Source organism: Chitinimonas naiadis, from assembly GCF_054780835.1.
Window position 1 is genome coordinate 1785798 of sequence record NZ_BAAGVO010000004.1, and the last position, 24206, is coordinate 1810003.

Annotated in this window: 24 protein-coding genes; 16 read left to right on the forward strand and 8 right to left on the reverse strand. The window is 62.7% G+C overall.

All coding sequences use genetic code 11. The annotated features are described in order from the left end of the window. The first annotated feature begins 44 nt into the window (after positions 1 to 44). Both ACYVHK_RS14670 and ACYVHK_RS14675 read left to right on the forward strand, forming a co-directional pair. Entirely contained in the window at positions 45 to 797 is a 753-nt protein-coding gene (locus ACYVHK_RS14670) for a type 1 glutamine amidotransferase family protein (protein WP_460533491.1), read from the forward strand. Between the two features lie 94 nt (positions 798 to 891). Beyond that, complete coding sequence (locus ACYVHK_RS14675; protein ID WP_460533494.1) at positions 892 to 1647, forward strand: substrate-binding periplasmic protein; 756 nt, start codon at positions 892 to 894, stop codon at positions 1645 to 1647. A gap of 91 nt (positions 1648 to 1738) precedes the next feature. Here ACYVHK_RS14675 and ACYVHK_RS14680 read toward each other — a convergent pair whose 3' ends face one another. The 6 genes from ACYVHK_RS14680 to ACYVHK_RS14705 all read right to left on the reverse strand — a co-directional run bounded on the left by ACYVHK_RS14680 (position 1739) and on the right by ACYVHK_RS14705 (position 9158). After that, on the reverse strand, positions 1739 to 3391 hold the full coding sequence (locus ACYVHK_RS14680) for a methyl-accepting chemotaxis protein (RefSeq protein WP_460533497.1): 1653 nt from the start codon (positions 3389 to 3391) through the stop codon (positions 1739 to 1741). A 350-nt stretch (positions 3392 to 3741) separates the two neighbouring features. Further along, a complete protein-coding gene (locus tag ACYVHK_RS14685; protein WP_460533500.1) occupies positions 3742 to 4257 on the reverse strand; it encodes a DUF1269 domain-containing protein in 516 nt (171 codons plus the stop codon). A 106-nt stretch (positions 4258 to 4363) separates the two neighbouring features. After that, the gene (locus tag ACYVHK_RS14690; RefSeq protein ID WP_460533503.1) at positions 4364 to 4774 is read right to left on the reverse strand and encodes a VOC family protein; all 411 of its coding nucleotides are present in this window, start codon (positions 4772 to 4774) and stop codon (positions 4364 to 4366) included. 312 nt (positions 4775 to 5086) lie between these two features. Further along, entirely contained in the window at positions 5087 to 5443 is a 357-nt protein-coding gene (locus tag ACYVHK_RS14695; protein ID WP_460533506.1) for a hypothetical protein, read from the reverse strand. A gap of 362 nt (positions 5444 to 5805) precedes the next feature. Further along, the gene (locus tag ACYVHK_RS14700; protein WP_460533509.1) at positions 5806 to 6441 is read right to left on the reverse strand and encodes an NF038129 family PEP-CTERM protein; all 636 of its coding nucleotides are present in this window, start codon (positions 6439 to 6441) and stop codon (positions 5806 to 5808) included. A gap of 56 nt (positions 6442 to 6497) precedes the next feature. Next, positions 6498 to 9158, reverse strand: coding sequence for a lamin tail domain-containing protein (locus ACYVHK_RS14705; RefSeq protein WP_460533512.1), 2661 nt, complete (start codon positions 9156 to 9158; stop codon positions 6498 to 6500). Positions 9159 to 9236: 78 nt separating this feature from the next. Here ACYVHK_RS14705 and ACYVHK_RS14710 point away from each other — a divergent pair, with 78 nt between their 5' ends. From ACYVHK_RS14710 to ACYVHK_RS14725, 4 genes are all read left to right on the forward strand, one after another. After that, positions 9237 to 9377 (forward strand): hypothetical protein, encoded by a 141-nt coding sequence (locus tag ACYVHK_RS14710; RefSeq protein WP_460533515.1) that lies wholly within the window; start codon positions 9237 to 9239, stop codon positions 9375 to 9377. A 124-nt stretch (positions 9378 to 9501) separates the two neighbouring features. Beyond that, on the forward strand, positions 9502 to 9885 hold the full coding sequence (locus tag ACYVHK_RS14715) for a hypothetical protein (protein WP_460533517.1): 384 nt from the start codon (positions 9502 to 9504) through the stop codon (positions 9883 to 9885). 193 nt (positions 9886 to 10078) lie between these two features. After that, a complete protein-coding gene (locus tag ACYVHK_RS14720; RefSeq protein WP_460533520.1) occupies positions 10079 to 10498 on the forward strand; it encodes a hypothetical protein in 420 nt (139 codons plus the stop codon). 59 nt (positions 10499 to 10557) lie between these two features. Continuing rightward, positions 10558 to 10935: a VOC family protein gene (locus ACYVHK_RS14725; RefSeq protein ID WP_460533523.1), complete on the forward strand. Its 378-nt coding sequence runs from the start codon at positions 10558 to 10560 to the stop codon at positions 10933 to 10935. A 17-nt stretch (positions 10936 to 10952) separates the two neighbouring features. On the opposite strand, the gene ACYVHK_RS14730 is transcribed toward ACYVHK_RS14725, so the two are convergent. Both ACYVHK_RS14730 and ACYVHK_RS14735 read right to left on the reverse strand, forming a co-directional pair. Next, positions 10953 to 12185 carry a sensor histidine kinase gene (locus tag ACYVHK_RS14730; RefSeq protein ID WP_460533526.1) on the reverse strand — a complete coding sequence of 411 codons (1233 nt, stop codon included), beginning with the start codon at positions 12183 to 12185 and terminating at the stop codon, positions 10953 to 10955. Further along, entirely contained in the window at positions 12175 to 13509 is a 1335-nt protein-coding gene (locus ACYVHK_RS14735; RefSeq protein WP_460533529.1) for a sigma-54-dependent transcriptional regulator, read from the reverse strand. Before ACYVHK_RS14735 ends, ACYVHK_RS14730 begins: the two co-directional genes overlap by 11 nt. A gap of 225 nt (positions 13510 to 13734) precedes the next feature. Between ACYVHK_RS14735 and ACYVHK_RS14740 the strand changes: the two genes are divergently transcribed. The 10 genes from ACYVHK_RS14740 to proX all read left to right on the forward strand — a co-directional run bounded on the left by ACYVHK_RS14740 (position 13735) and on the right by proX (position 24194). Beyond that, positions 13735 to 15027 (forward strand): efflux RND transporter periplasmic adaptor subunit, encoded by a 1293-nt coding sequence (locus ACYVHK_RS14740; protein ID WP_460533531.1) that lies wholly within the window; start codon positions 13735 to 13737, stop codon positions 15025 to 15027. A gap of 39 nt (positions 15028 to 15066) precedes the next feature. Next, the gene (locus tag ACYVHK_RS14745) at positions 15067 to 15264 is read left to right on the forward strand and encodes a hypothetical protein (RefSeq protein WP_460533534.1); all 198 of its coding nucleotides are present in this window, start codon (positions 15067 to 15069) and stop codon (positions 15262 to 15264) included. A gap of 38 nt (positions 15265 to 15302) precedes the next feature. Continuing rightward, positions 15303 to 15980, forward strand: coding sequence for an ABC transporter ATP-binding protein (locus ACYVHK_RS14750; protein ID WP_460533537.1), 678 nt, complete (start codon positions 15303 to 15305; stop codon positions 15978 to 15980). Between the two features lie 12 nt (positions 15981 to 15992). Further along, entirely contained in the window at positions 15993 to 18371 is a 2379-nt protein-coding gene (locus ACYVHK_RS14755) for an ADOP family protein (protein ID WP_460533540.1), read from the forward strand. 228 nt (positions 18372 to 18599) lie between these two features. Further along, on the forward strand, positions 18600 to 18989 hold the full coding sequence (locus ACYVHK_RS14760) for an Imm50 family immunity protein (RefSeq protein WP_460533544.1): 390 nt from the start codon (positions 18600 to 18602) through the stop codon (positions 18987 to 18989). Positions 18990 to 19020: 31 nt separating this feature from the next. After that, on the forward strand, positions 19021 to 19473 hold the full coding sequence (locus ACYVHK_RS14765) for a GNAT family N-acetyltransferase (RefSeq protein ID WP_460533547.1): 453 nt from the start codon (positions 19021 to 19023) through the stop codon (positions 19471 to 19473). Positions 19474 to 19583: 110 nt separating this feature from the next. After that, entirely contained in the window at positions 19584 to 20096 is a 513-nt protein-coding gene (locus tag ACYVHK_RS14770) for a MarR family winged helix-turn-helix transcriptional regulator (RefSeq protein ID WP_460533550.1), read from the forward strand. Positions 20097 to 20575: 479 nt separating this feature from the next. Next, the gene (proV, locus tag ACYVHK_RS14775) at positions 20576 to 21775 is read left to right on the forward strand and encodes a quaternary amine ABC transporter ATP-binding protein (RefSeq protein WP_460533553.1); all 1200 of its coding nucleotides are present in this window, start codon (positions 20576 to 20578) and stop codon (positions 21773 to 21775) included. A 103-nt stretch (positions 21776 to 21878) separates the two neighbouring features. Beyond that, complete coding sequence (gene proW / locus ACYVHK_RS14780; RefSeq protein ID WP_460533555.1) at positions 21879 to 23108, forward strand: ABC transporter permease; 1230 nt, start codon at positions 21879 to 21881, stop codon at positions 23106 to 23108. A 30-nt stretch (positions 23109 to 23138) separates the two neighbouring features. Continuing rightward, positions 23139 to 24194, forward strand: a complete 1056-nt coding sequence (proX, locus tag ACYVHK_RS14785; protein ID WP_460533558.1) for a glycine betaine ABC transporter substrate-binding protein — start codon at positions 23139 to 23141, stop codon at positions 24192 to 24194. The last annotated feature ends 12 nt before the right edge of the window (positions 24195 to 24206 follow it).

A 24206-nucleotide genomic window follows, 5' to 3' on the forward strand; every position in this document is an offset into this window, starting at 1 on the left:
CATGTAAACGCGCCGGCCATGCCGGCCGACGCTAAGCTGCTGCGATGACCCTACTTTGCCTGCTACCCGCCATAGACCATGATCCGACCGAGAGCGCCGTGCTATGGCACGCGCTGACTACGGCGGGTATCGATGTCCAGTTTGCGACACCCGCAGGCGAGCCCGGCTACGCCGACGCACGGCTTGTGAGCGAGGGCTTCGGGGTGCTGAACCCCTTTCTGATGACACGGGCGGCAGACCTTGCTCTCTACCACGCAATGAGCACGACACCGGCCTTCCTGGCACCCCAGCCCTATGTCCAGGTGGACACCACCCACTATGAGGGCTTATTCATCCCCGGCGGTCATGCAGCCGGCGTGCGCTCGCTGCTGGAGTCTCCCGTGGCCCAGGCCATCTGCCTGGGTTTTTTCCGCACCGACAAACCAGTTGCCGCGGTCTGCCATGGCGTGCTGCTGCCCGCAAGGACCATGGACCCGACCACCGGCAGATCGGTATTGCATGGCCGCAAGACCACGGCGCTGACCGCCAGCATGGAATTGAGTGCCTGGCTGATCACCAAGCCCTGGTTGGGCGACTACTACCGCACCTATCCGCAGACCGTGGAGGCCGAAGTCAAAGCCGCGCTCGCCCAGGCCGATGACTTCTCGGCCGGTCCGCTATTGCCGCTCAGGGATACCGCGGACGAGCTGTCACCCGGCTTTGCCGTGGTCGACGGCCAATACTTTTCCGCGCGCTGGCCAGGCGACTGCCACCAACTGGCCAGTCTGTTCACGCGCCACATCCTCGCGCATCGCTAGCGGCGCTAGGGGCGTCTGCTTGCAGCAACGCGCCGTCCGGGGCTCGACTATGCTGAAGCACCACCCGCCCTACCCATGCCAGGTCCGATACCCCATGCGATACACCTTGCTGATGCTGCCCTGCCTACTGGCGAGCCCGCTCTGGGCCAATGAGCTGAAAATCTGCGTGGATAGCAATGAATGGGCACCCTATACCTACCCCAATCGCGACGGTACCCTTCAGACCCTGGTACGCATGACAGCCAGCCGCCTCGGCCACAAGGTGATACTGACCGCCCTGCCCTGGCGACGTTGCCAGACCGATGTGGAGACCGGCAGGCAGGATGGCATGCTCGCCGTGGCGACCACCGACTATGCGCTGGCCAACTTCAGCTTTCCGCGCCGAGGACCCGCTATCGATACCGCCCGGGCCGTGGTCTCCGCCCCCTATGTACTGCTACGTAAAACCGGTAGCCTGGCTTACTGGAACGGCCGGCAGATCGTCGGCCTGCAAGGTCCGGTGCTCTACCCGCATGGCTACGCCGATATCGCCGCCCGGCTCAAGCAACTGGCCGTAGCAGGTGAAAGTGGTGCAACCACCAATGAACAGAATGCCCGCAAGATACTGGCCGGCCGTGCGGAACTGATGGCCGTGTATCTGGGCGACGCCAACCGCTTGCTGGCCATGCCGGAGTTCGCCGGTACCCTTGAAGCCCTGCCGGAACCACTGGGCGAGAGCCTCTCCTACCTTGCCGTTGGCAAGTCGTTCTATGCCCAGAATACGGCCGCCATGGAACAGTTCTGGACCGAACTATCCATTACGAAGCAGAGCGACGCCTATCGCCAGGCGATCACCGCCACCCGGGACTAGACCCACCGAAGCACCAGGCTGTGCGTGCAGCAACATCCTGCTGCGTCGACCGGCGCGGGGCCACCATGGAGCCACCAGCGCCGGACATCGCCTAGAGCTTGAATCGCCCTATCATTTCCCGCAGTTCACCTGCCAGCGCATTCAGGTCGTCGATCACCCCCTTGGCAACCTGGATGGAGCGGTCGCCATCCTGTGCCATGACACTGATGCGTTCAGCGGACTGTGCCATCAGGGTCGTCGCAGAAGATTGCTCGCGTGCCGAGCCGGCAATTTCCCTCACGCGGCTGACCACCTCGCCCATGCGCAGCCGGATGCCGCGTATCTGCTCGGCCGCTGCCTGCGCCATGCCGACACTGTTCTGCACTACGTCGTGCGTCGCATCCATGCTGGTCATGGCCTGGCTCGACTGCGTACGCATGCCGCCTATCATCTGCTCGATCTCGACGGTGGCACTGCCGGTACGCTCCGCCAGCTTGCGTACCTCGTCCGCCACGACAGCAAAGCCTCGTCCCTGCTCGCCGGCGCGGGCGGCTTCGATCGCCGCATTCAGCGCCAGCAGATTGGTCTGATCAGCGATCTCCTTGATCACATTGACGATGGTGCTGATCTGGATGGCACGCTGGTCCAGCGCAGCCATGACACCGGACAGCTCACCGACCGAACTCGCGGCACGCTCGATCTGATGTGCTACATCGGTCACTGCATTGGCGCTGACGTCCGACAGGTGACCCGTCTCCTGCGCGTTCTGATCGGCATCCTGGGTATTGCTGGCGATATGGTCCACGCTGACGGTGATCTGCTCGATCGTCGCGGCAGTGGCGCTCGCCATGTCCGATTGGCTACGTGCATCCTGCGACAGCTGCTCCGCCATATTGCTGATCTGCTTCACACCACCGGTCAGCTTGACGGTCTCCTCCCGCACCTTGAGGAACATCTCGCGCAATTGGCCCATGAAGGTATTGAAATAGGTGGCAATCTGGCCGATCTCGTCCTGCGAGCGCACTTCCAGCTTGACGGTTAGGTCGCCGCTGCCGGTAGTCAGTGCCTGCATCATGTCCCGCAGTTGTTGCAGCGGCCGGGCGATCAGCTTACCCAGCAGCAGCGACACCACCAGGGAGCCCCCCAACAGCACGATGCCCGTCAACAGCGCAGTCCAGACCGCACTCTTGACCTCGGCGGCGACAACATCGGCGTTGACATCGGCGCAGGCGACATAGGTTTCGCCACTACTGGTCTGCACCGGCATGATGATGGTGCGCAGGTGCCCATACTGCGGATTGTCGCTCTCGTCGAACAGGGGCTTGCCGCTCTTGATGGCCTCCAGCACATGCGGATCGGTTTCCGGCACGTCGCTGGGCTTCAGGTAGAGCTCGAAGGTCGCATCTTTCTCCTGCTCATCGGACAAGGAGGCCTGGACATAGAACACCTTGCCATCTCGCACCACGAAGCTGTACAGATACTGGACTTTCAGAAACGCTGCAGCTCGCGTGAGCTTAATGGCCTCTTGCCGCTTCTGGGCAAGGTCCACACTTTCCCGTGGCGGCAGCTTGTCGTGGTAGTTCTGTCCGAGCAGCAATACATAGGCACGGGCGGCGCTGGTCAGCTGGGCATCGACGGTCTCCAGTGCATCCTCTTCGGCGGTCTTGACCGCCTGGATGGTGAAAATGCCGATGGTCAGCAGCGAGACAAGGACAAAGGCGGCCTGCAACTTGAGTTGCAAACTGAGTTTCTGGAATACCGACATGGAACACTCCGCTGCAGACAAGACCGGAAAGAAACTGGATGGGCAGACCGATGAGCGCAGGACTGTACAAGACCTGTTCACCTTAACGAGCCTGGCTAGGTTGCCACAAGACGGTTTGCCGCAAAAGTGCGACATGCCCACCCGTACGGTTGTGGCATCCCGCGCCCATCGTATCCAGGTAGACGGGGTCGTGACTTGCCAATTCGCAAGTCCGGTGCAACCAGGCACACGTAGCCGCCATCGGCAGCAGACATCCGCCCGCATCAGGCGAACCGGCCGGGATATTGCTCAGGGATCAGGCGACAGACGAAAACGGCCGGTATGGCCGGCCAGCTTCGCCTTGACCCACCTCAAGGAAAGGCGGGGATGGTAGGTTCGACACCCTCCAGATGTGCCTCGGGGTCGAGGCGCTGGATCAGCTTCTCAACCTCCTCCACGCGCCAGCGCGGCACATCCACCATCAGCAGCAACTGCCCTGCCTCGATGGCTGACTGGAACTGCTTGAGCCGACTATTGGGTATGGAGCAGGCCACCATGCTGGACGCCCAGGCGCCGATCAGGGCGCTGGCCAGGGTACTACCCAGCACCACGGCGCCCAAGGGCAGGCCCGAGCCCGACATGACGGCAAAGGTCGCAACCAGGCTGGCCGCCAGACCGGAAACACCGCCAATCACGAGACCCGATTGAGCGCCGTGCACGATATCGGAAGTCTGCAGCAGGTTGGCTTCATGCAGGCCGGTCAGGTCGGTACCGTCCCGGGCAACAAAATGGACATGGCGCTCGTCGATTCGCGCCAGGAGAAGATCGTTCATGGTCCGCCTGGCACTGCTCAGGTCGGGTAGCAGGTAATAGAGCCGTTTGCGCATTCAGGGTACCTCCTCGCTTTCAGTACAGCGTGCTCCCTTTTTGCTTCTTAACACTTAGCCGACGTACATGCTGCCATCTCCGCTGAACGGACCAGACCGGGCCTTTTCAAGCCGGATCGGCAATCTCGTCATAGCCACGACCACGAAATTCGATGAGGCAAATGCCATGCCCGAACGGATCTGCTAAATGCGCGATATGGCCCCAGTCGTGGGTCTCGATTTCCCCTTCGGCCAGTGCACCTGCCGCAACAGCGCGCTGCACAGCCGTGCCAATATCCGCCACGACAAAGTCCAGGTGCAGCGGCGTCCAGTGCCGGGCATAGCTGCGCTGCTGCGCCAAGCCCCTGGCGGCAGGTGAGCCGGCTGGCTTGCATAGCAGGTAGATGGGAGACGAAGCGCCCAGCATCTCCACCCCGCCGCCGCCAAAACGACGCGCGGGGCGTAGATCGAACACAGCCTGATAGAAGGCAATGGCCTTCTCGAGGTCATCGACATCGATATTGATCAGCAGATCCATGCACGCCCCCCGCCCGACTGAGTAAACACTCAGCAGATATAGCTGTACGGAAACGATAGGGAAAGCCATGACCCACCCATTGACCATAAAGTCATGAGGGTTGTGGGTACGTTATTTGCACATGATTAATCCCCGACGGGATAAAACAGTCGGGCAAGGACATAACTGCCTAAACGGCATAGTCCATAAGCAATAGTCAAATAACGGCGAGCGTGGCAATGCCCGCTTATGGCGTACACGAATGCAAGGGCAGACCTGATAGCAGGTCAAATCGGGAGGTATCCAGCCTGAATGCTGGACCGGCACCGGGGCCTAGATTGATTTCAAGTCGTCTTCCGTCAGGCCACGAGCTGCTGCTTCGCGCAGTATCTCGTTCATGGCTTCACGCTTGCGCTTCAGAAAATCGATGCGCGATGCGACAGACTTGGATTCAGCAGCTTTGCGGGCAACAAGTGCTGCGCCATCAGGTACGGATGTCGTGGCCTGTGGTGCATCGCCATTGCCGAATAAAGCTTCCAGGGCAGCACGGGCTGCAATTGCTTCGTGACTCTGGGTACGACTGGTATTGGTTGTTCTCATACTCGCTTTTTTAACCGCAGCGGCGCGGTAGTGGGAAATACAGTTTTGCTTAGCTTCTGTCAGATTAGCTGAATACGAACTGAAAAACACAGAATAAGCGGAAGATGTGAATTGTGGCGCACCGGTCTAGGTATGTATTCGGCGCCAGCTACACAGCTTAATAGCCTGTAGATTGGGCTGGGCGATCAAAGTTCAATAGTGCGTATCCTGTAGACACGCTGGCAACTTGAACCGCCTGTTGGAATGATTAAAACACAAAAGTCACCCTAGCTAGATGAAAAATCTTCTGCCATCTGTCTGATCGGCAACACCTGCTCAAACAACGCAGACTATGGGCCACCAGCCCTCTCGACGTTTTGATCTGGCGCAAAGCCTGCCCACACCATCATGCGGGCAGCACCACCCTGCAAACAGGCCCTGCCGGGCCTGCTTGCAAGTCCAACCTTCCCGCCTCAATCCTGCTTGCGCTGCCGGGCTGCACGCAACAGGCTGATCGCCAGCAGGCCCGCCAGCAGCAGGGCGATGCTGGTCGGCTCAGGCACGGCCGTCACCTGCTGGATCGTCGCGGCGGGCGTGCCGTCGGTTCCGAAGGTACTGATGTCAACGAGCGCCCCCGGCCAGAGATCGATACGGAACAGGTCGCCCTGCGCGTCGTCACTCAGCAAGGTATTGCCGATGGCCGAATCCCAGAGCTTGAATGCAAAGGTCGTACCGCTGCCAACACCATTGCCCTCCCAGTCACCGGAAAACACCAGCTGGAAAGCCAGTTCCTGGCCGAACTCCCAGGCGCTCAGGATCGCATTGAAGCCCGTGGTATTGCCCAGCGCCCAACCACCGGCAATGACACTGCTGTCGCCATCAAGTGTGTCGTTCCCCAACGCAGTACCGCCGGAGAGGCCGGTGATGGCGGCCTGTGCCAGCGGGGAATCCGCCAGGCCGATCAGGCCCAGGTCCAGATAACCCTGGGTACCGGCCAGGCTGCTGGTATTGACCTTGACGTTGTAGACCACGCTGGCCTGAGCCGTCAGGCTCAGCATGAGACCGGCCAGCAGGCCGATCAGGGTTTGCTGCAATCGTTTCATGTTCATCCCTCAATCAGTTCGGGTACCGGATAGGGCATGCCCCATCCGGCACATGTGGCGTATCAGATACCGCCGTAGACGTAGACCGAGTAGCCGATCTTGGCACTACCGGTATTCTTGAACTGCACCGGCACCGTCACGCTGGCCCCTGCTGCCAACGAGCCCGGCAACTTGATGGCCGGCAGGCCGGCCACGGTAACCGTGCTGTTCGCCAGGCTGACACCGCCAGGCAAGGCGCCGAGTGCCAGGGCAAGCGGGCCGGTTACCGTGCTCTTGGCCGTCAAGGTGACAGTCCCCTGGTACAGACCGCTAGCACGGTTGTAGCTGAGCCCCGATGCCGACCAGCTGAAGCTGCCGGAGAGGTTCGCCAGCACCGGCAGGCTGAGGCGCACGACTTCCGGCTCGTGATCGCTGTTCTGGTTGGCGAACTCGCTGTTCACATGCACCACGTCGTACTCGGCCTTGTTCACCAGGCTGCTGCTAACCAGGATATGGTCCAGCGCCTGCGAGTTGCCGGTATAGACGTAGGTGTAGCGCTCGCTGGCCGGCAGGGTTTCCACCAGGTCGGCAAGACCTGCGCCCTTGAACTTGGCAATGGTCGACGAAAACTCGAAGTCGTTCATGTCGCCCAGCACCACGACCTTGGCTTGCGGATCGACCGACAGCAAGGTGCTGACAAAGCCGGCAACCACATCGGCCTGCTGGATACGCTTGACCTCGGTGCTCAGCAGCGGCGGCTGGAAGCGGCCGAACAGCGGCTGGTCCGTGGTCTTGGCATTCAGGTGGTTGGCGATCAGGAACAGCTTCTGGCCATTGAAACCGAACTCGGCTACCAGCGGCTTGCGGCTATTGCTGAATACCGTGTTGGTCGGGTCGATCCGGCCAGGATTGAAACTCAGGGCCGGTGTGCCGGCATTGTTCAGCACGCTCACCGGATTGGTGGCACTGCCGCCGCTGGTGCCGGCAAAGCTGACACGCGCCGGGTTGTACAGGAAGCCCTGCCGGATGTTGCCGCCTGGTTCACCACCGTCCTGGCCATCCTGCGGGTTGATGGCAACAAACAGGTACTGCGGTCCACCAAGCTGCTGGATGGTCTGGACCAGCTTGGCGATGGTCTGGGTGGCATCGACCGTGCCGCTACTGGTGGCACCGTCGTTGTCCTGCACTTCCATCACGCCGATGATGTCGGGCGCACTCAGGCGGCTGACGATCTGCCGGGCCAGGCCATCAAACTTGCTTTGCGCATCATTGGCTGCGAGGTTCTCCAGATTGAAGGAGCCAACCGCCAGCTCATTGGTCGTCTGCGCCCGGGTGGTCTCGGCTTGCAGGCCCTGGTCCAGATAACCGCTGATCTCGGTCGCCATCAGCTTGTAGTTCCCGCTGGCGTAGTCGAACACCCCCACGATGCGCGAGAACGTGTCACCCACGTTGGCAGATGGCGGGGTTGCCGTCCCTCGGGCCACAACGACCCGTTCCGGGTTGTAGTCGCTCGCTCTGATCACCACGCCGCCGCGGCCGGTACGGACCGTCGACCAGGCGCCGGCGTCCGGGATCACGACCAGTTCGCCACCATTGGTGGGGCCGACCGTGACCGGTGCGTCGATCTGCACCCGCATACCCTCGAGGCTTTCGTAGAAGTCGAGCGCATTGGCGGACACATTCAGGCTACCCAGCGTCTCGACGTCACCATTGCCGGTATGGATGGCACCGGTCGGCGGCATGCGGCCGCCCTGGCCGATGATGATCGGTGCCGGCAAGGCATTGCCGCTGGAAAGGACACTGATGCTGGGTGCGGTGATTTCAGTGGTCGTGAGATTGCTCGCCCCGCTGGCGCCACCGGACCGATACTCGGCCACCAGACCGGCCACTTCGACGGCATCCCCGACGGCGACCGTGGGCGCCCCCACGGTGTAGACGAAGATTCCCTCCGAGGTCGCCGGATCTGAGTCGGGCTGGGTGTCCTGCATGAAGAAGCCATTGCCCATCAGCACCGTGACGACGCCGGGCACCTTGCTGACCGAGACGCCCTTCAGCGGCGACAGGTGTGCATTGCCCTGGATGTCGCGGATACGCGCCACCTGCGGACCGGGATTCTGGCCACCGCCGGTATCGGTACAGACGGTGAAGGCGCTGGCGCTGTTGCGCGGCACCGGGAAGCCGGTGCTGAAATCGGCGCTGTTATTGCTGCTGTCGGTACAACCGCCCGCCGCACGCAAGATGGCCAGGGTATTGGACGGTGCCGGTGCGCTGGCGCCCTCGGCATTGTTGGCCGAGCCAAAACCGACAAAGTCCACCACATTGCCGGTCAGGGCACAGCTGGCGCCGCAGGCCAGCGCGACATTGTTGCTGACGACCGCCACCTTGCCGGCGGTGCCGGACAAGGCCAGCGTGCCGATGGCATCCGGCGTGGGCAAGGCCTGGCTACCGCCCGCACCCTGCGCCTGCTGAACCAGGTAGTACTGGCCCGACTGCAGACTGCCGGTCAGCGGCGTCTTGGCCCAGGTGGTCCCGGCCGCGCTCGCGTACTGCACACTCCAGCCATCCAGGGTGACGGTGGCATCGCCACGGTTGAACAGCTCGATATAGTCATTACGCAAGGTGGCGCCGCTATTGCCACCACCGCCGTAGACCTGGCTGATCACGATCTGGCCCGCGGCGAACGCCGGCAAGGCCAAGCCCGCCATCGCCATGCTGATGGCGAGAGCGATATTGCGCTTCTTCATGTTTTCCCCTTTGTTTTGCGGCGCATCCAGGTCGGCTGGAGGCACTCGTGCGCCGTCACGCTACAAGCAGGAAGTGACATGAACATGACTTTTATATTGCAAGGACGGGCCTGTTTTCCGGTCATGCCAGGAAAACACCCGCAAGCGGCTAAGCAGCTGATTAATAAGTATTTAGTGAAATACAAACTTGCCGAGAATCGGGATAAGAAAATTGCATAACGCGAGCAAAAAACTTTATCGGACAACGGCTGTCTTCCTCCAGGTGGAGGATTGTCTCGCCGGGTCAGAGTGACTAAGCTCCCCCCCTTCTTATAAAAAAGCACGTCGTTACATCGAGAAGAATATGAAGATTTCCCGCCCGGCATGCCTGCTGGCCGCCCTGTTGCCGCTCGCCTCATTGCATGCCGAAGACACGAATCCGGCGCCACAGGCATCCGGCCATCTGTCCGTGCAGGTAGATATCAAGCCTTCCAGCGAGAAGGCCGGCATGTATGTCGCCACCAGCGAAGTCATGGACCTGGACAACAACAGGGTGCTGACGCGGCCCAAGATGCTGTTCTCGACCAAGTCTCCCGCCAGCATCGAGACGGAACTCGATAGCGACGACAAAGTCCAGATCGATATCAGCGTCAACCGCGACAAGCAGACCGCCGACTACCACTTCCGCTATTTGCGCGCCGGCAAGCTGATGGCACGGCAGCAATTGAAGCTGCGACTGAAGGCCTGACCGTCCGATTTGCGCATCAGGGAAGCATCATTGCGACCGACGGAGCAGCCTGCCAAGGCGTATCCAGACTGGGATTGCGGCGACAGGGCAAGGGCGGCTGTGATCAATCACACCAGAAGCACTTGGAGTACGTTCGTTCACTGTGTACTATGTGAATTAGCCAATCCTTATTGCTCGTCACAAAGCCACCGCCATGTGCACTGCCATTGAATACCAGGGTCGCCAAATCTGGTTTCGGGAACCGAACGCCAAGCTGCCTGTTGTGCGCAAGGACGGTACCGTCGGCTGGTGCCGCTGGGGGCTGAGCTTTCAGGACCATCATGTCTATTTCCATAATGGCCCTTCGATCGCGGAACACGTCCTGGGCGAGGAAGGCTGGCAACTACTGAGCCCCAAGCCGGTCCGGCTGGCGGTGGATCGCTACCTGATCACGGACCGGGAAGGCCAGGAGCACTGGTTCAGCATCGACCCCCGCTCTGCCATGCGCGGCATTCTGGTAAAGTGGAAAGACGATATCCGGGTGTATATCCTGACGGAGCGGGCAAGCAGCTCCCGCCAATCCATCCGTTCGCAGTGGCCCAAGTTTCGCAAGGCCATGCTGGAAGAAGCCTGATCGGCCCAGACCCGCCCTGCGCACGGACACCCGATCATGGATGTCGCACGGAGTCAGGCATGGAACGCGTTCAGGGCATAGGTGGTTTCTTCTTCAAAGCGCAGGATCCCAAGCAGCTCGCGCTGTGGTACCGGGATCATCTTGGCATCAGCACGATACCGGAAGACTACGACCAGCTACCCTGGCAGCAAGCTGCCGGCCATACCGCGTTTGCCCCCTTCCCAGCCAGCACCGACTACTTTGGCCGCAGCGAGCAGACATGGATGCTCAATTTCCGGGTAGGCAACCTTGATGCGATGGTGACCCAGCTGACGACTGCCGGCATCACGGTGAAAGTAGACCCGGAGGCTTACCCCAACGGCCGCTTCGCGCGCCTGCACGACCCGGAAGGGAACCCGATCGAACTCTGGGAACCGGCCGACCCCGCACGATCCTGATGCGACGCCCCAGGCGGCTAGAACGCCAGCACGAAGCAGGCACCGCCGCTGGCGCGCTTGGTATAGCGCACCGTGCCGCCCATCCCGTGTATCTGGTTACGCACCAGCGCCAGGCCAACGCCCAGGCCCTTTTCCTTGGTGCTGAAAAACGGCGTGAATATCTGTGCCTCCATACCCTGCGGCACACCCGGCCCGTTATCGCTGACCTCGATGCTCAAACGTCCACCCCGCACCAGCTTGGCCTCGACCAGCAGGCGTGGCGTAGCGAGTGCACGCGTGGCGTCGGCCGCGTTCTTGATCAGGTTGAGCAAGGCCTGTTCAAGCTGGCCCGGGTCGGCCATCAGCTCCAGTGATTCCGGTTCGACGCTGAAGCGGACCTCCCCGCCACGAGCCAACCAGTCACCGGCCACCAGTTGCCGCAAGCGGGCAAACAGGGCCACCACGCTGACAGGCTCCAGCTTCGGTTCCGGCAACTGGCTGACACTGCGATAACTGGCGACGAACTCCACCAGGTGGCTGGCACGGCGGGCGATGGTGTCCATGGCCATCAGCACATCTTCGTCGGCATCCGGCTGTTCTTCCACCAGTCCCCTGGCAGTACGCGACAACGAGGCGATGGGTGTCAGCGAGTTCATGATCTCGTGCGTCAGCACATGCACCAGCTGCCGCCAGGCCTTGAGGGTTTCGGCTTCGAGTTCAGACTCGATCGGCATCAGCGCCAGCAGGCGCTCTTCCTCTCCGTCCATGGCAAGGCTGATCGCCGCCAGCAGTGCCCGTTCGTGACCACGCTCACTGTCAAAGCCCACCAATCTGCGCTGACCGACCGGCGCACTGCGCAACACGCCGAGCAGAGCCTCTGGCGAGCTGGCGCGCCCGGGTGCCTGCAAGCGCCGGGCGGCGGCATTGAGCGCGGTGACGTTCTCTCCCTGAGCCTGCCACAAAGCCACCGGAGCATGCTCCAGCCTGGCCTCCAGTTTCAGCAGGGCGGCATGGCTGGCATCCAGGTCGGTCGGCATGCCGAAGGCCGGTTCGCCGACCTTGAGTGGCGGTGGAATACTCAGGCGCGTCAGTATCCGTCCACCCCAGATCAGGGCAAACAGTGCCAGCATGCCGCTCAGCGTCAGCAAGCGCGGCGATTGCAGCCCGGCCACAGTCGCACCCGCGGCGGCCACCGCCAGCAGCACGGCCGCGATCAGGATGCGCCAACGGGCGCGATGGCTCGCCAGCCGGCTGAGTTGTTCAGAGTCCATGCTTTTCCAGCTTGCGGTACAGGGCCGCCCGGCTCACACCCAAGAGCTTGGCTGCCTGGCTGATATTGCCTTCGGCACGCTGCAGGGCGGTCGCGATCGTGTCGCGTTCCCGTTCGGCCAGTTTCAGGGCATCGGCCGTCGGCGCCGGCTCGGCCGGCACGGTACCGGGTGCCGACGGAGCCAGCCCGAAATCCGCGGCCTCCAGTTGGGGGCCGGTCGCCAGGATCACCGCCCGCTCGCAAGCATGGCGCAATGCCCGGACATTGCCCGGCCAGGCATAGCCACTCAGCGTCGCCAGGGCAGCGCTACCGACCGGACGCAACGGTTTATCGTACTGCCTGGCATAGCACCGCAGGTAGTGATCAAGCAGCAGCGGGATATCCTCGCGCCGCTCACGTAACGGCGGCACCCGCAGCACGATGGTATTGAGCCGGTACAGCAGGTCGGGACGGAACTGGGCTGGGTTAAACAGATGAGCTTCATCCAGATTGGTCGCGCTGACGATGCGCACATCGATCGCTTCGGGCTTGTCGGCGCCGATGGGTGTCACCTGCCTGCGCTCCAGTGCCGTCAGCAGTTTGGCCTGGTTGCCCAACGGCATATTGCCGATCTCGTCGAGAAACAATGTGCCTGCCCGCGCAGCTTGGAAGCGCCCCGCCCGGTCCTGTCTGGCATCGGTAAAGCTGCCCTTGCGGTGGCCGAACAGTTCGCTCTCGAAGGTCGACTCCGGCAAGGCCCCCATGTCTACCGCCAGGAAGGTCGCGCCAGCACGGTGGGAGGATTCATGAATGGCGCGGGCGACCAGTTCCTTGCCGACACCGTTCTCTCCCAGGATCAGCACATTGGCCTCTGTGGGCGCTACGCTGGCAATCATGGCCCGCAGATCGACCATGGGGCGTGATACCCCCAGCAGGCTGCTGTCCGGGCCGTCCCGTGCCGGCTGGCGGCTATCAAGCGCCGCACCGACCGTCGCCAGCAGCTTGGCGTTGTCCCAGGGCTTGGTGATGAAATCGAAAGCACCGAGCTTGACCGCCTCGACCGCCAGCGCCACCTCGGCGTAGGCGGTCATGACGATCACCGCCGGCGCATCGGCGCGGCCCAGCAACTGCCGCAGCACGGCCAGCCCCTCTGCGCCATCGGAGCGACCCGGCGTGAAATTCATATCCAGCAGCAACACCGATGGCTTGACGCGATCCAGCTCCGCCGCCAGGGCGCGCGGCTCCCTCAGTTCGGCCACCTCACCCAGCCGACGGCGCAGCAGCAGCCGTGCCGCCGTCGCGACATCGGGATCATCGTCAAGAATCAGGATAGGCGTGTTGGACATCGGGCCACATTCGCTCGCTAGCAAGTCAGGCACGGAACTTAACAGTGCTTGGCCCCGCTTCGCAAACCCCTGTCCGCTTACGGACAAATGCCACTGTCCGATTCCGGACAGCTAGTGCACAGCGGACAGCGGACACACTCATAAACCACTGATTTAAAACGATATCAATACATGGCACGACCTGTGCAATAGCTGTCGCATCAATCAACTTGTCCGCGGCTAGCCATGAACGCTCCCACCTCCCCGATTCCTCCCGCCACTCCGGTCACCGGTGCCGGCATGGACCGTGTCGTCACCCGCCGTCGCAAACCCTGGTTGTGGGTGGGCGGTGGCGCCGCCCTCGTCGTGGCGGCTGGGCTGATCTGGTTGCTGCTGCCACGCGGTCAGGTTATCAGCAGCGGTGCGGTCGAGATCGCCACCGTGACGGCAGGCCAGTTCCGCGATGAGCTCTTGTTGCGCAGCAACGCTGCCCCGCTCGCCTCGGTGATGCTGGATGCCACCGAAGGCGGCCGAGTGGAAGCGGTCCATGTTCGCGATGGCGCCATGGTCAAGAAGGGCGAACTGCTGTTCCGTCTCTCCAACCCGCAGCGGCAACAGGAAATGCTGGCGCGGGAATCGGATGTGGCCCAGCAGGTGGCAAACCTGGCCGGGCTCAAGGTGGGGCTGGAATCGAGCAAGGCCGAGCATCGGCGCGAACTGGCCGGCCTTGAGTACTCGCTGGATCGCATCCAGAAAGACCACAAGCGCAATAGCCAGTTGGCAAGCCAGGGCTTCCTCTCGCCGGCCGCCTTGGAGGAATCCCGTGACAAGCTCAACCAGCAAGGGCGCCTGCTGGCCGAAGCCCGTACCGACATCCAGGCCGAACTGGCCACCCGCGAGCAGGCGATCAACCAGATGGCGCGGGCCATCAATGGCCTGCATGAGGGTCTGAAGCTGATGCGCACCACCGCCGATGCACTGGCCGTACGGGCACCGACCGATGGCCGGCTGACCGACTTCCGTCTGGAGGAAGGTGAATCGGTCAAGCCGGGGGACCGGCTGGGACGGATCGACACACCGGACCGCTACAAGCTGACCGCCAGCGCCGACGAGTTCTACCTCGGCCGCGTCACGCTGGGCCTGAAGGGTAGCGCCGAGATTGGCGGCAAGACCTACCCCTTGACGCTGTCCCGGCTCAACCCGCAGGTCAAGGAAGGCCGTTTCAACCTGGAACTGCAGTTCAGCGATGCCATGCCGCAGCAGATGCAGCCTGGCCAGAGTGTCGATGCACGCCTGAGCCTGGGCCAGCCCAGCCAGTCCCTGCTGTTGCCTGACGGCATGTTCTACACCGACACCGGCGGCGCCTGGATCTTTGTCCTGAACGCTGCAGGCAACCAGGCCGAGCGTCGCGCCATCAAGCTTGGCCGACGCGCCGCCAACCAGCTGGAGGTGGTGAGCGGATTGAAAGCCGGCGAACGCGTGATCGTCTCAAGCTACCGCGACTACCGTGACGCAGAACGTCTGCGTCTTAGCAACTGAACACGGCCGTGCCGTCTTCCCACCATCAAGGAGCACACCATGAGCCTGCTGATTTCCCCTTACCTGATCGCCCGCATTGCGTGTGCCGGACTCGCCGTCAACTTGGCCGCCGGCATGGTTGAGCCCCGTCCGCAGCCCTGCAAGACCAACACCTTGCCCGACAACTGCGACGCCCTGTGCCTGATCGGTACCACCACCCATGCCAGACAGTCCGGCGACCAGCCCGCCCTGATCTGACCCCGTTTACACTGCCACCTACTTCGCCAGGAACTGCCATGCTCAAACTTCGCAACATCAGCAAAGTCCATCGCACCAGTGATATCGAGACCAACGCACTGGACCGGGTTGACCTCGATATCGAGGCCGGCGAGTACCTCGCCATTACCGGCCCTTCCGGCTGCGGCAAGTCCACCTTGCTGGGGATTCTTGGCCTGCTGGATGCGCCCAGCGAAGGAGAATACTGGTTCGAGGGCCAGAATGTCGCGGGCTGGAGCGAATCACGCCTGAACCAGCTGCGCCGTGGTCGCATCGGCTTCATATTCCAGAGCTTCAATCTGATCGACGAGCTGACCGTGGCGGAGAATGTCGCCCTTGCACTGGAATATGGCGATGTGCCAGCACGCGAGCGCAAGCAGCGGGTGGATGAGGCCATGGCCAAGCTCGGTGTCAGCCACAGGGCCGGCCACCGCCCCTCGCAGCTGTCCGGCGGCCAGCAGCAGCGCGTTGCCATCGCCCGCGCCCTGGTCTCCCGCCCCAGCCTGCTGCTCGCGGATGAACCCACCGGTAACCTCGACAGCGCCCATGGCGATGAAGTCATGCGCCTCCTGCGCGACATCAATGCCGAGGGCACCACGCTGATCATGGTGACGCACTCGACCACGCATGCCGCCCAGGCCTCGCGTACCTTGCGTCTGCTCGACGGCCGGGTGCTTGTCGACGCGGTCGCGGTCTAAGGAGCCACCATCATGCTACTGAAAGACCTGCGTATCGGTTGGCGGCAGTTGTGGCAGGACCCGGCCTATTCGGCCGTGGTCATCCTGGGCCTGGCAATCGGCGTCGCCGTGGCCTTCGTGCTCACCAGCATCGTGCAGTCAGAGCTTACTTCGGAGCGGGATATCCGTGACGGTGACAGGCTGATGCAGATGGAGATCCGCTACCGTGGCAATAGCGGCGCCCCGTACTGGCAGGCCCAGATACCGGTGCCGTTCAAGCAGGAAGCCGACAAGGCCTCGACCTACTTCGCCGGCAACAGCATCTTCTATATCCGCGGCTATTCGCTGCGGGTCGGCGACAAGGTGCAGTCCTACCGCACAGCATTTGTCGATCCCGGCTATCCGGCCATGGTCGGCATGGTCCCGCTGTATGGCGACATCAACGATGCCCTCGCCAAGCCCGATCATCTCGCGCTTTCCAGCACCACGGCCGAAGCTTTGTTCGGGCGGACGGACGTCGTCGGCAAGAGCGTGATCATCCGGGGCCAGCCCTACCGCATCTCGGCGGTGATCGCCGCCCGGGCCAGCAACAGCATCTTTCGTTTCGATGTACTGGCCTCCAGTGCTTCGGCCATCTGGGACAACCGTGATTTCGCCATCAAGGGCTGGGGCCACCATTCCGGCCGCCTCTACCTGCAACTGCGTCCGGGCGCCGATGTGCAGGCCGCGACCCGCCTGCTGCAACAGCTGTACGACAACGCACCGCGCGGTGAAGAAGTACCGGACCAGTATCGCCTGAACGGCCATGTCGCCGAGGTGAGACTCACCGCAGCACCGCGCCTCAAGCTCGACGGCGCACACAGCGACGGCAATGCAGCGATGTTCGCCGGCCTGACCGGTCTCTCGGTCCTCATCCTGGTACTCGCAGCCATCAACTACGTCAACCTGAGCACGGTCCGCACGCTCAAGCGCCAGCGAGAGATCGGCATCCGCAAGACCCTGGGCGCCTCACCGGCCCGCATTGTGGCGCAGTTCCTGACCGAATCCCTGCTGGTGGCCCTGCTGGCCACCGTGCTGGGTGTGCTGCTTGCCTGGCTGGCTTGGCCGCTGCTGGTGGAGTGGCTTGGCATCAAGGCCGGCAGCAGTTTCGATCCCATCATGCTGCCGTTGGCACTGGTTGCCGGTCTGCTGACGGGCTTTCTGGCCGGTCTCTATCCGGCCTGGGTGGCCTGCAAGATACCTGTGGCACAAGCGCTGGCCGGCCGTGACCGGCAGGAAGGTGGCGGCGGGCTCTGGCTGCGCCGCGGCCTGACCGTGCTGCAGTTCGCTGCCGCACTGGGCCTGTCCTCATTCGCCATCGTGATCATGCTGCAGGCACGCCATGCCACCCATGTGAACCCTGGCTTCGAATTTTCCAACCTGCTGGTGGTTGATGCCCCAGGCCATCTAAACGACGAACAGACCGAACGCTTCCGTGCGGCACTGTCCCATCTGCCGGGCGTGGAGATCGCCGGTCGTTCGCTCGACATGCCGGGCCGCAACGAGACCCGGAACGGGCAGGAAGTCACACTGAAAGACGGTCGCAAGATGGGCATCCGCAATGAGCCGGTCGACCCCTACATGTTCGCGACCTACGGAATCAAGCCGATCGCGGGTCGGGTACTGGAGCCGGTTAGGGATACGATGGCCAATACCGGCTACCTGGTCATCAACCGCAGTGCCGTTAGCGCCATGGGCTTTACGTCGCCACAGGCAGCGGTCGGCCAGTTCATCAAGCGCAATGAGGACTCGATGGAAATTATCGGGGTGATCGACGATATCCGTTACCAGTCCTTGCGTGACCCTGGTTACCCCATGGTCTACGCCATCGACAAGCAGTGGCTGCGTACCATCACCCTGCGGACCAGCGGGGACCACGCTCAGGTTTACGCAGCGGTCGAGGCGCTGTGGCGCAATACTTATCCCGATGAAACGCCTGAAATCGACTGGTTCAGCACGCACCTGGAGCGCGTCTACAAAGGCGACACGCTGTTGGCGCGGGTGCTGGCCGGTGCCGCAGGCATCGCCACCCTGATCGCCGGTTTCGGCCTCTATGCGCTGGCCGCGTACAGCGTCCGTCGTCGTGCACGTGAGATCGTGATCCGCAAGCTGTACGGCGCGGGCCGTGGTGCCATCCTGCGCCTGCTGGGCCGGGAGTTCGGCAGCCTGGTGGTGATCGGGGCTGCCATCGGCCTACCCTTGTCCTGGCTGGCGGGTCAACGCTATCTGGAGAGCTTCGCGGAGCACGCTGACATCGGGGTCATGCCGCTGGCTGCGGCCCTGCTGGCGGCAACAACCGTCGCCATGCTCGCTACCTTACGCCACACCCTGACCGCACTGGCGTTGCCACCATCGCACGCACTCCAAGGCTGAGGTCCGCACGCCAACCTTACCGCCCCTTTCTGTATCCATTCGGATGCAGGCCGGGGCGGTCTGTTTTCCCCCATATGGATGATTGTGATGCGCGAAGGGAATCGCTAAGCTGCCTCGCAAACCGATTGGGCCGCAATGGCAAAAGGCGATGAGCCAGCCCCTGCCCCTGCGCCCGGATCCTTCAACCACCACAGCAACACCATCACACGCCATCGGCCAGGCTCCAGCATGCTTTGGGTAGACGCACTCGACAATAAACAGGCCGTCACCACGCTGTTCGAGCGTTATGACGACTTTGTCCATATCGACCTGCATGAGATGACCGCTCACCGCGACGGTCCGGTACTGCGACTCTGGTTCGATATCCGCCGCGCGCCCTCGCCCTTGCCTGCCAAGTGGCAGGATGGCTGCAACACCACCCAGTTCATCATCACCGTCTGGCAGATCAAGGATCTTGAAGTCTACGGCTGGGCCAAGTCGCTGGCAGGCGAGTTACGCATCGCCCAGGCCGAGCAGGGTTACCAGTTGGGCTTCTTCAGTACAGAATGTCGCTTTACCGTGCGCTGTGCCCTGCTGCATATCGAGCGCATGACCGGTTACGTGAACCGGCAGCGCTGACCCACCCTGATACCGGATACCCGACTTATCGATGTCCACGCAATTACTGGCCGGATTGACCCGGCGCCCAGCCACCGAGGCCGATGTGCCTTTCCTGCTCGCCCTGCGCGAACAGACCATGAGCCACAACCTGAAGGCGTCAGGCATCGAGCCCACGGCCGAAGAGCGGGAAGCCAGGGTACGGTTCCGTTTTGATCTGGCAGAAATCCTGCTGCTCGATGGCGAACCCGTCGGCTTGTGGAAACTCGACCGCGAAGGCCAGACCTGGCGCCTGTTGCAACTGCAACTGAGCCCTTCGGTCCAGGGCCTGGGCATCGGTGGCCAGTTGCTGGGTACCTTGGTCGAGGAGGTCCGCGCGGCTGGCATTGGCCTTAGCCTGGGCGTACTGCACACCAATCCCGCGCGGCGGCTCTATGAGCGGCATGGTTTCCAGATTGTCGACAACACGCCGCATAGCTATGAGATGCTGCTGGCAGCGCCTTAAGCCGCCGGCAGCAATTCAGCGGAAATATTCCCCTCAATATAATTCTGGCCGATCTTTGGCCTATGCTTCGACTTGACGATATCCCGCGGCGCCAGTGTGCCGGCCAGATCATGCCCATCCCTACCAAGACCGAAATGAAGCACGCACTACACCCCGACACCGCGCTCGATGCCGAAGTCCTGAAGCAGTTCCGCGTCATATTCAAATCGGTCCGCAAGCACTTCCAGTCCATCGAGGACACGCTGGCCATCAGCGGTTCACAGCTCTGGGCCTTGTCGGCCATCGGTGAAACCCCCGGCCTGCGCGTCACCGAGCTGGCCAAGGCCATGTCCTTGCATCAATCCACCGCCAGCAACCTGATCGAGAAGCTGGTCGAGCAAGGCCTGGTGAGGCGTGAACGCTCTTCCAGCGATGGCCGCTCGATCCGGCTGCATATCAGCGAAACGGGCAAAGCCAAGCTGGCCACCGCGCCCGGCCCGGTCAAGGGGCTGCTGCCGGACGCGCTGGAAAAACTGCCGCATGGCACCCTGCGTGATCTGCACCAGAACCTCAACGTGCTGCTGAGCACCATGAGCAATCTGGACCCGGATGCCGGCAACAGCACCCCGCTGTCCGACAATTAGACCGCCACCCGCCCCCCTGCTTTCCCTGTCCACGATCGTCGTGGGCCTGGTTCGGCACGCCTGTCTGCCGCGCGCGGCGGGCGATTTCGACGGCCTCGATCACTGTTTGGATATTCCATCAATTTGCATTTGTACAAATGTATTTGTTACAATGCTGACGCTTTAATCGTTCCCATCTGGTTGCAAGCAGGCCCGCCACCAGACGACCCGGCATTCATCAGCCCCTCACCGAGCGCACCACACCTTCGGCGAGGCGACGCTATTTCATCCGATCCAACTCAAGGACAGCACCATCGCCGCCACATAAGGACGTCCCGTCAGCGCACTCATCTCGCTTCTGCTTATCGCCCGATATCGTCTGGCGCGAAACCGCACTGGCATGCGGGTGATGACGCTGATCAAACCCGCTCCCCCGCCTGATTGCGCGGGTAACCGAGCGCAGGGCGCCGTGGCTTACTCACACTCAAAGGGAGAAAACCATGCGTGAAAAACTCGTCGTCAAGTCGCTGTACAAGGTATTCGGGGACGACCCGGACGCTGCGATGGCACTGGTCGAACAAGGGGCCGGCAAGGCCGATATCCTGGCCAGGACAGGTCAGACGCTGGGCGTGAACAACGCCTCCTTTACGGTGTACGAGGGCGAGATCTTCGTGGTGATGGGCCTGTCCGGCTCGGGCAAGTCGACCCTGGTAAGGCTGCTGAACCGGTTGATCGAACCGACCCGTGGCCAAGTCCTGTTCGAGGGGCGGGATATCGCCCGCATGAACGAGCGGGAGCTACGCGAACTGCGCCGTCGCCAGATCAGCATGGTGTTCCAGTCCTTTGCCCTGATGCCGCACCGCACGGTGCTGCAGAACGTGGCTTTCGGCCTGGAACTGGCCGGTGAACCCCGGCCGGAACGGCTGGTACTGGCACAGCAGGCGCTGGAGCAGGTCGGCCTGGGTGACTGGGCAGATCGCTACCCCTCTGAGCTGTCCGGCGGCATGCAGCAGCGGGTCGGCCTTGCCCGTGCCCTGGCCGGCAATCCGGCGGTCCTCCTGATGGACGAGGCCTTCTCGGCCCTCGATCCGCTGATCCGTACCGAGATGCAGGATGAGTTGGTCCGGCTGCAACGACGCGACAAGCGCACCATCATCTTCATCTCGCATGATCTCGACGAAGCCATCCGCATCGGTGATCGCATCGCCATCATGCAGGGTGGCAACGTGGTGCAGGTCGGCACGGCCGAAGAGATCATCAAGCAGCCTGCCACACCCTACGTCCGCTCCTTCTTCAAGCATGTGGACGTCAGCAATGTCTACTCCGCAGCCGATCTGGCGCGTCGCTCGCAATTGTCCATCATCGATCACGCCGGCATGGGTGTGCGCTCCAGCCTGCAACGCCTGCGGCAGCACCAGCGCGAATATGGCTATGTAGTGAATGCCGACCAGGCCTTCATGGGCGTGGTGTCGATCGATACCTTGCAAGCCGAATTGCAGGCCAACCCCGAACCCAGGCTGCGCAACGCCTTCATCCCCAACGTCGAACCCCTGACGGCCGATACGCCGATCGCCAGCCTCTACAGCCCACTGGCCAGTCACTCGCACGGGCTGCCGGTGGTGGATGCCAGCGGTCGTTATCGCGGTGCCATCACCAAGAACATCCTGCTGGAGTTCCTGGACCAGCGCGCAGCAGCCTGACGCGCGCCGTAAAGCCCAACGCACGGCCACACGGCGCCCCGGCATCGCCTGGCGTCGACAAGCTGTCGCTCCCCCGCCCTGTCACCTCAAAGCGGAGTCATCCATGACCGATACCCTCCTGCCGGCCACCCCGGCAGTGGACGCCTACGCGCCCACCGAACCCAGCAGCAGCCCCTGGGACGTGATCAACAACGTGCCACAGATCCCCGACGCCAACACGCCAACTGCGGCAGATCCCTACGCCTCGCAGCCGGTAGACCCTTACAGCGTGACCGACACAGGCCCTTCTGCCGATACCTGGCTAGATGCGGCAACACCGTCTTCAGCCGAATTGGCGGGGCATCACGCTCCGGGCGTTGACTGGCTGCACCCGTTCAACGAGCACACCACGGTCCCGCTGGCCGACTGGGTCAACCAGGGCCTGGACTATGTCGTGCAGCACGCACGGCCGGCTTTCCAGGCAATACGCCTGCCGATCGAATCCACCCTCGCCGGCGTGGAAAACGCGCTGCAAGCCGTGCCGCCACTACTCATGCTGGCGCTGCTGGGCCTGATCGCCTGGCAGGCCGCTGGCCGGCGCCTTGCGCTGGGCACCGTGTTCGCATTCACCCTGATCGGGCTGATCGGCGCCTGGTCCGAAGCCATGACCACCCTGTCGCTGGCGCTGACCTCCGTCTGCTTTTGCCTGCTGCTCGGACTGCCGATGGGCATTGCCATCGCCCGCAGCGAACGGCTGGACCGCTGGCTGCGCCCGCTGCTCGATGCCATGCAGACTACACCGGCCTTCGTCTACCTGGTCCCGGTCGTCATGCTGTTCGGTATCGGCAATGTGCCGGGCGTCGTCGTGACCATCGTCTTCGCCTTGCCGCCATTGATCCGCCTGACCAACCTCGGCATCCGCCAGGTCAGGCCGGACCTGATCGAAGCCTCACGCGCCTTTGGCGCCTCACCCTGGCAGATGCTGAGCAAGGTGCAACTGCCCTTGGCCCTGCCGACCATCATGGCGGGCGTCAACCAGACCTTGATGCTGTCGCTGAGCATGGTCGTGATCGCATCCATGATCGCCGTGGGTGGCCTCGGCCAGATGGTGTTGCGCGGCATAGGCCGGCTCGACATGGGCCTCGCCACCGTGGGCGGGCTTGGCATCGTGCTGATGGCCATCGTACTGGACCGCGTCACCCAGGCCATGGGCCGTGGCCGACAGAACGGCCAATACCAGCCCTGGCATGCGGCAGGCCCGATCGGCCTCGCCCGGCGCCTGCTGGCGCGTCGATCCACTGGCACCAGTGCAAATAGCTCGGATCAGGCGGCCACCCCGCTGACCGCCCCCTGATCCCCTTACCCATCACCGCAAGGGAACACTATGCGTAAAACATGCCTGCTCTCGAGCCTGATCGGCATTCTTGGCGCCTGCCTGCTGGGTACCACCACCCTGGCTGACACGTTGCAACCCGGCAAGGGCGTACGCGTGCAGCCGATCAAGAGCTCCATCGCGGAAGAAACCTTCCAAACCCAACTGGTCATGCAGGCGCTGCGCGATCTAGGTTACGACGTGCAACCTTACAAGGAGGTGGAATACGCAGCCGGCCATATCGCACTGGCCAATGGCGACGCGACCTTCCTCGCCACCCATTGGGACCCGCTGCATGCCGACTTCTATGCCAAGGCTGGGGGCGATGCCAAGCTCTATCGCGAAGGCGTCTACTCGCCGGGCGCGATCCAGGGCTACCTGATCGACCGGAAAACCGCCGAGCAATACAAGATCAGCCATATCGCCCAGCTCAAGGACCCCAGGCTCGCCCGGCTGTTCGATGCCGACGGCGACGGCAAGGCCGACCTCGCCGGCTGCAACCCCGGCTGGGGCTGCGAGGCCGTGATCGAACACCAGCTTGATGCCTACGGCCTGCGCGCCACCGTCACCCACAAGCAAGGTGCCTACGCAGCCATCATTGCCGATACGATCGCCCGCCATAAGGCCGGCAAGCCGGTGCTGTACTACACTTGGACCCCCTATTGGGTCAGCGGCGTACTGGTGCCGAATCGTGACGTGGTCTGGCTGCAGGTGCCGTTCTCCAGCCTGCCGGGTGAGCACAAGGACCAAAACACCCAACAGGCCAACGGCCGCGACTATGGTTTCGAGGCCAACAATCAGCGCATCGTCGCCAACCGTGCCTTTGCCCTGGCCAACCCGGCCGCAGCCAGCCTGTTCAGGACCATGCAACTGAGCAGCAACGACATCAGCGCACAGAACCGCCGCATGCGCGAAGGCCAGAACGGCCAGGCCGCGATCAACCTTCATGTCGCCGGCTGGATCAAGGCGCATCAGGCCCAGTACCAGGGCTGGCTGAGCCGCGCACGGGCAGCGGCACAGCAGGCAGAACAAGGGCGGTCACAAGTGTTAACCTCGCCCCCATCCTGAACACCATGAACG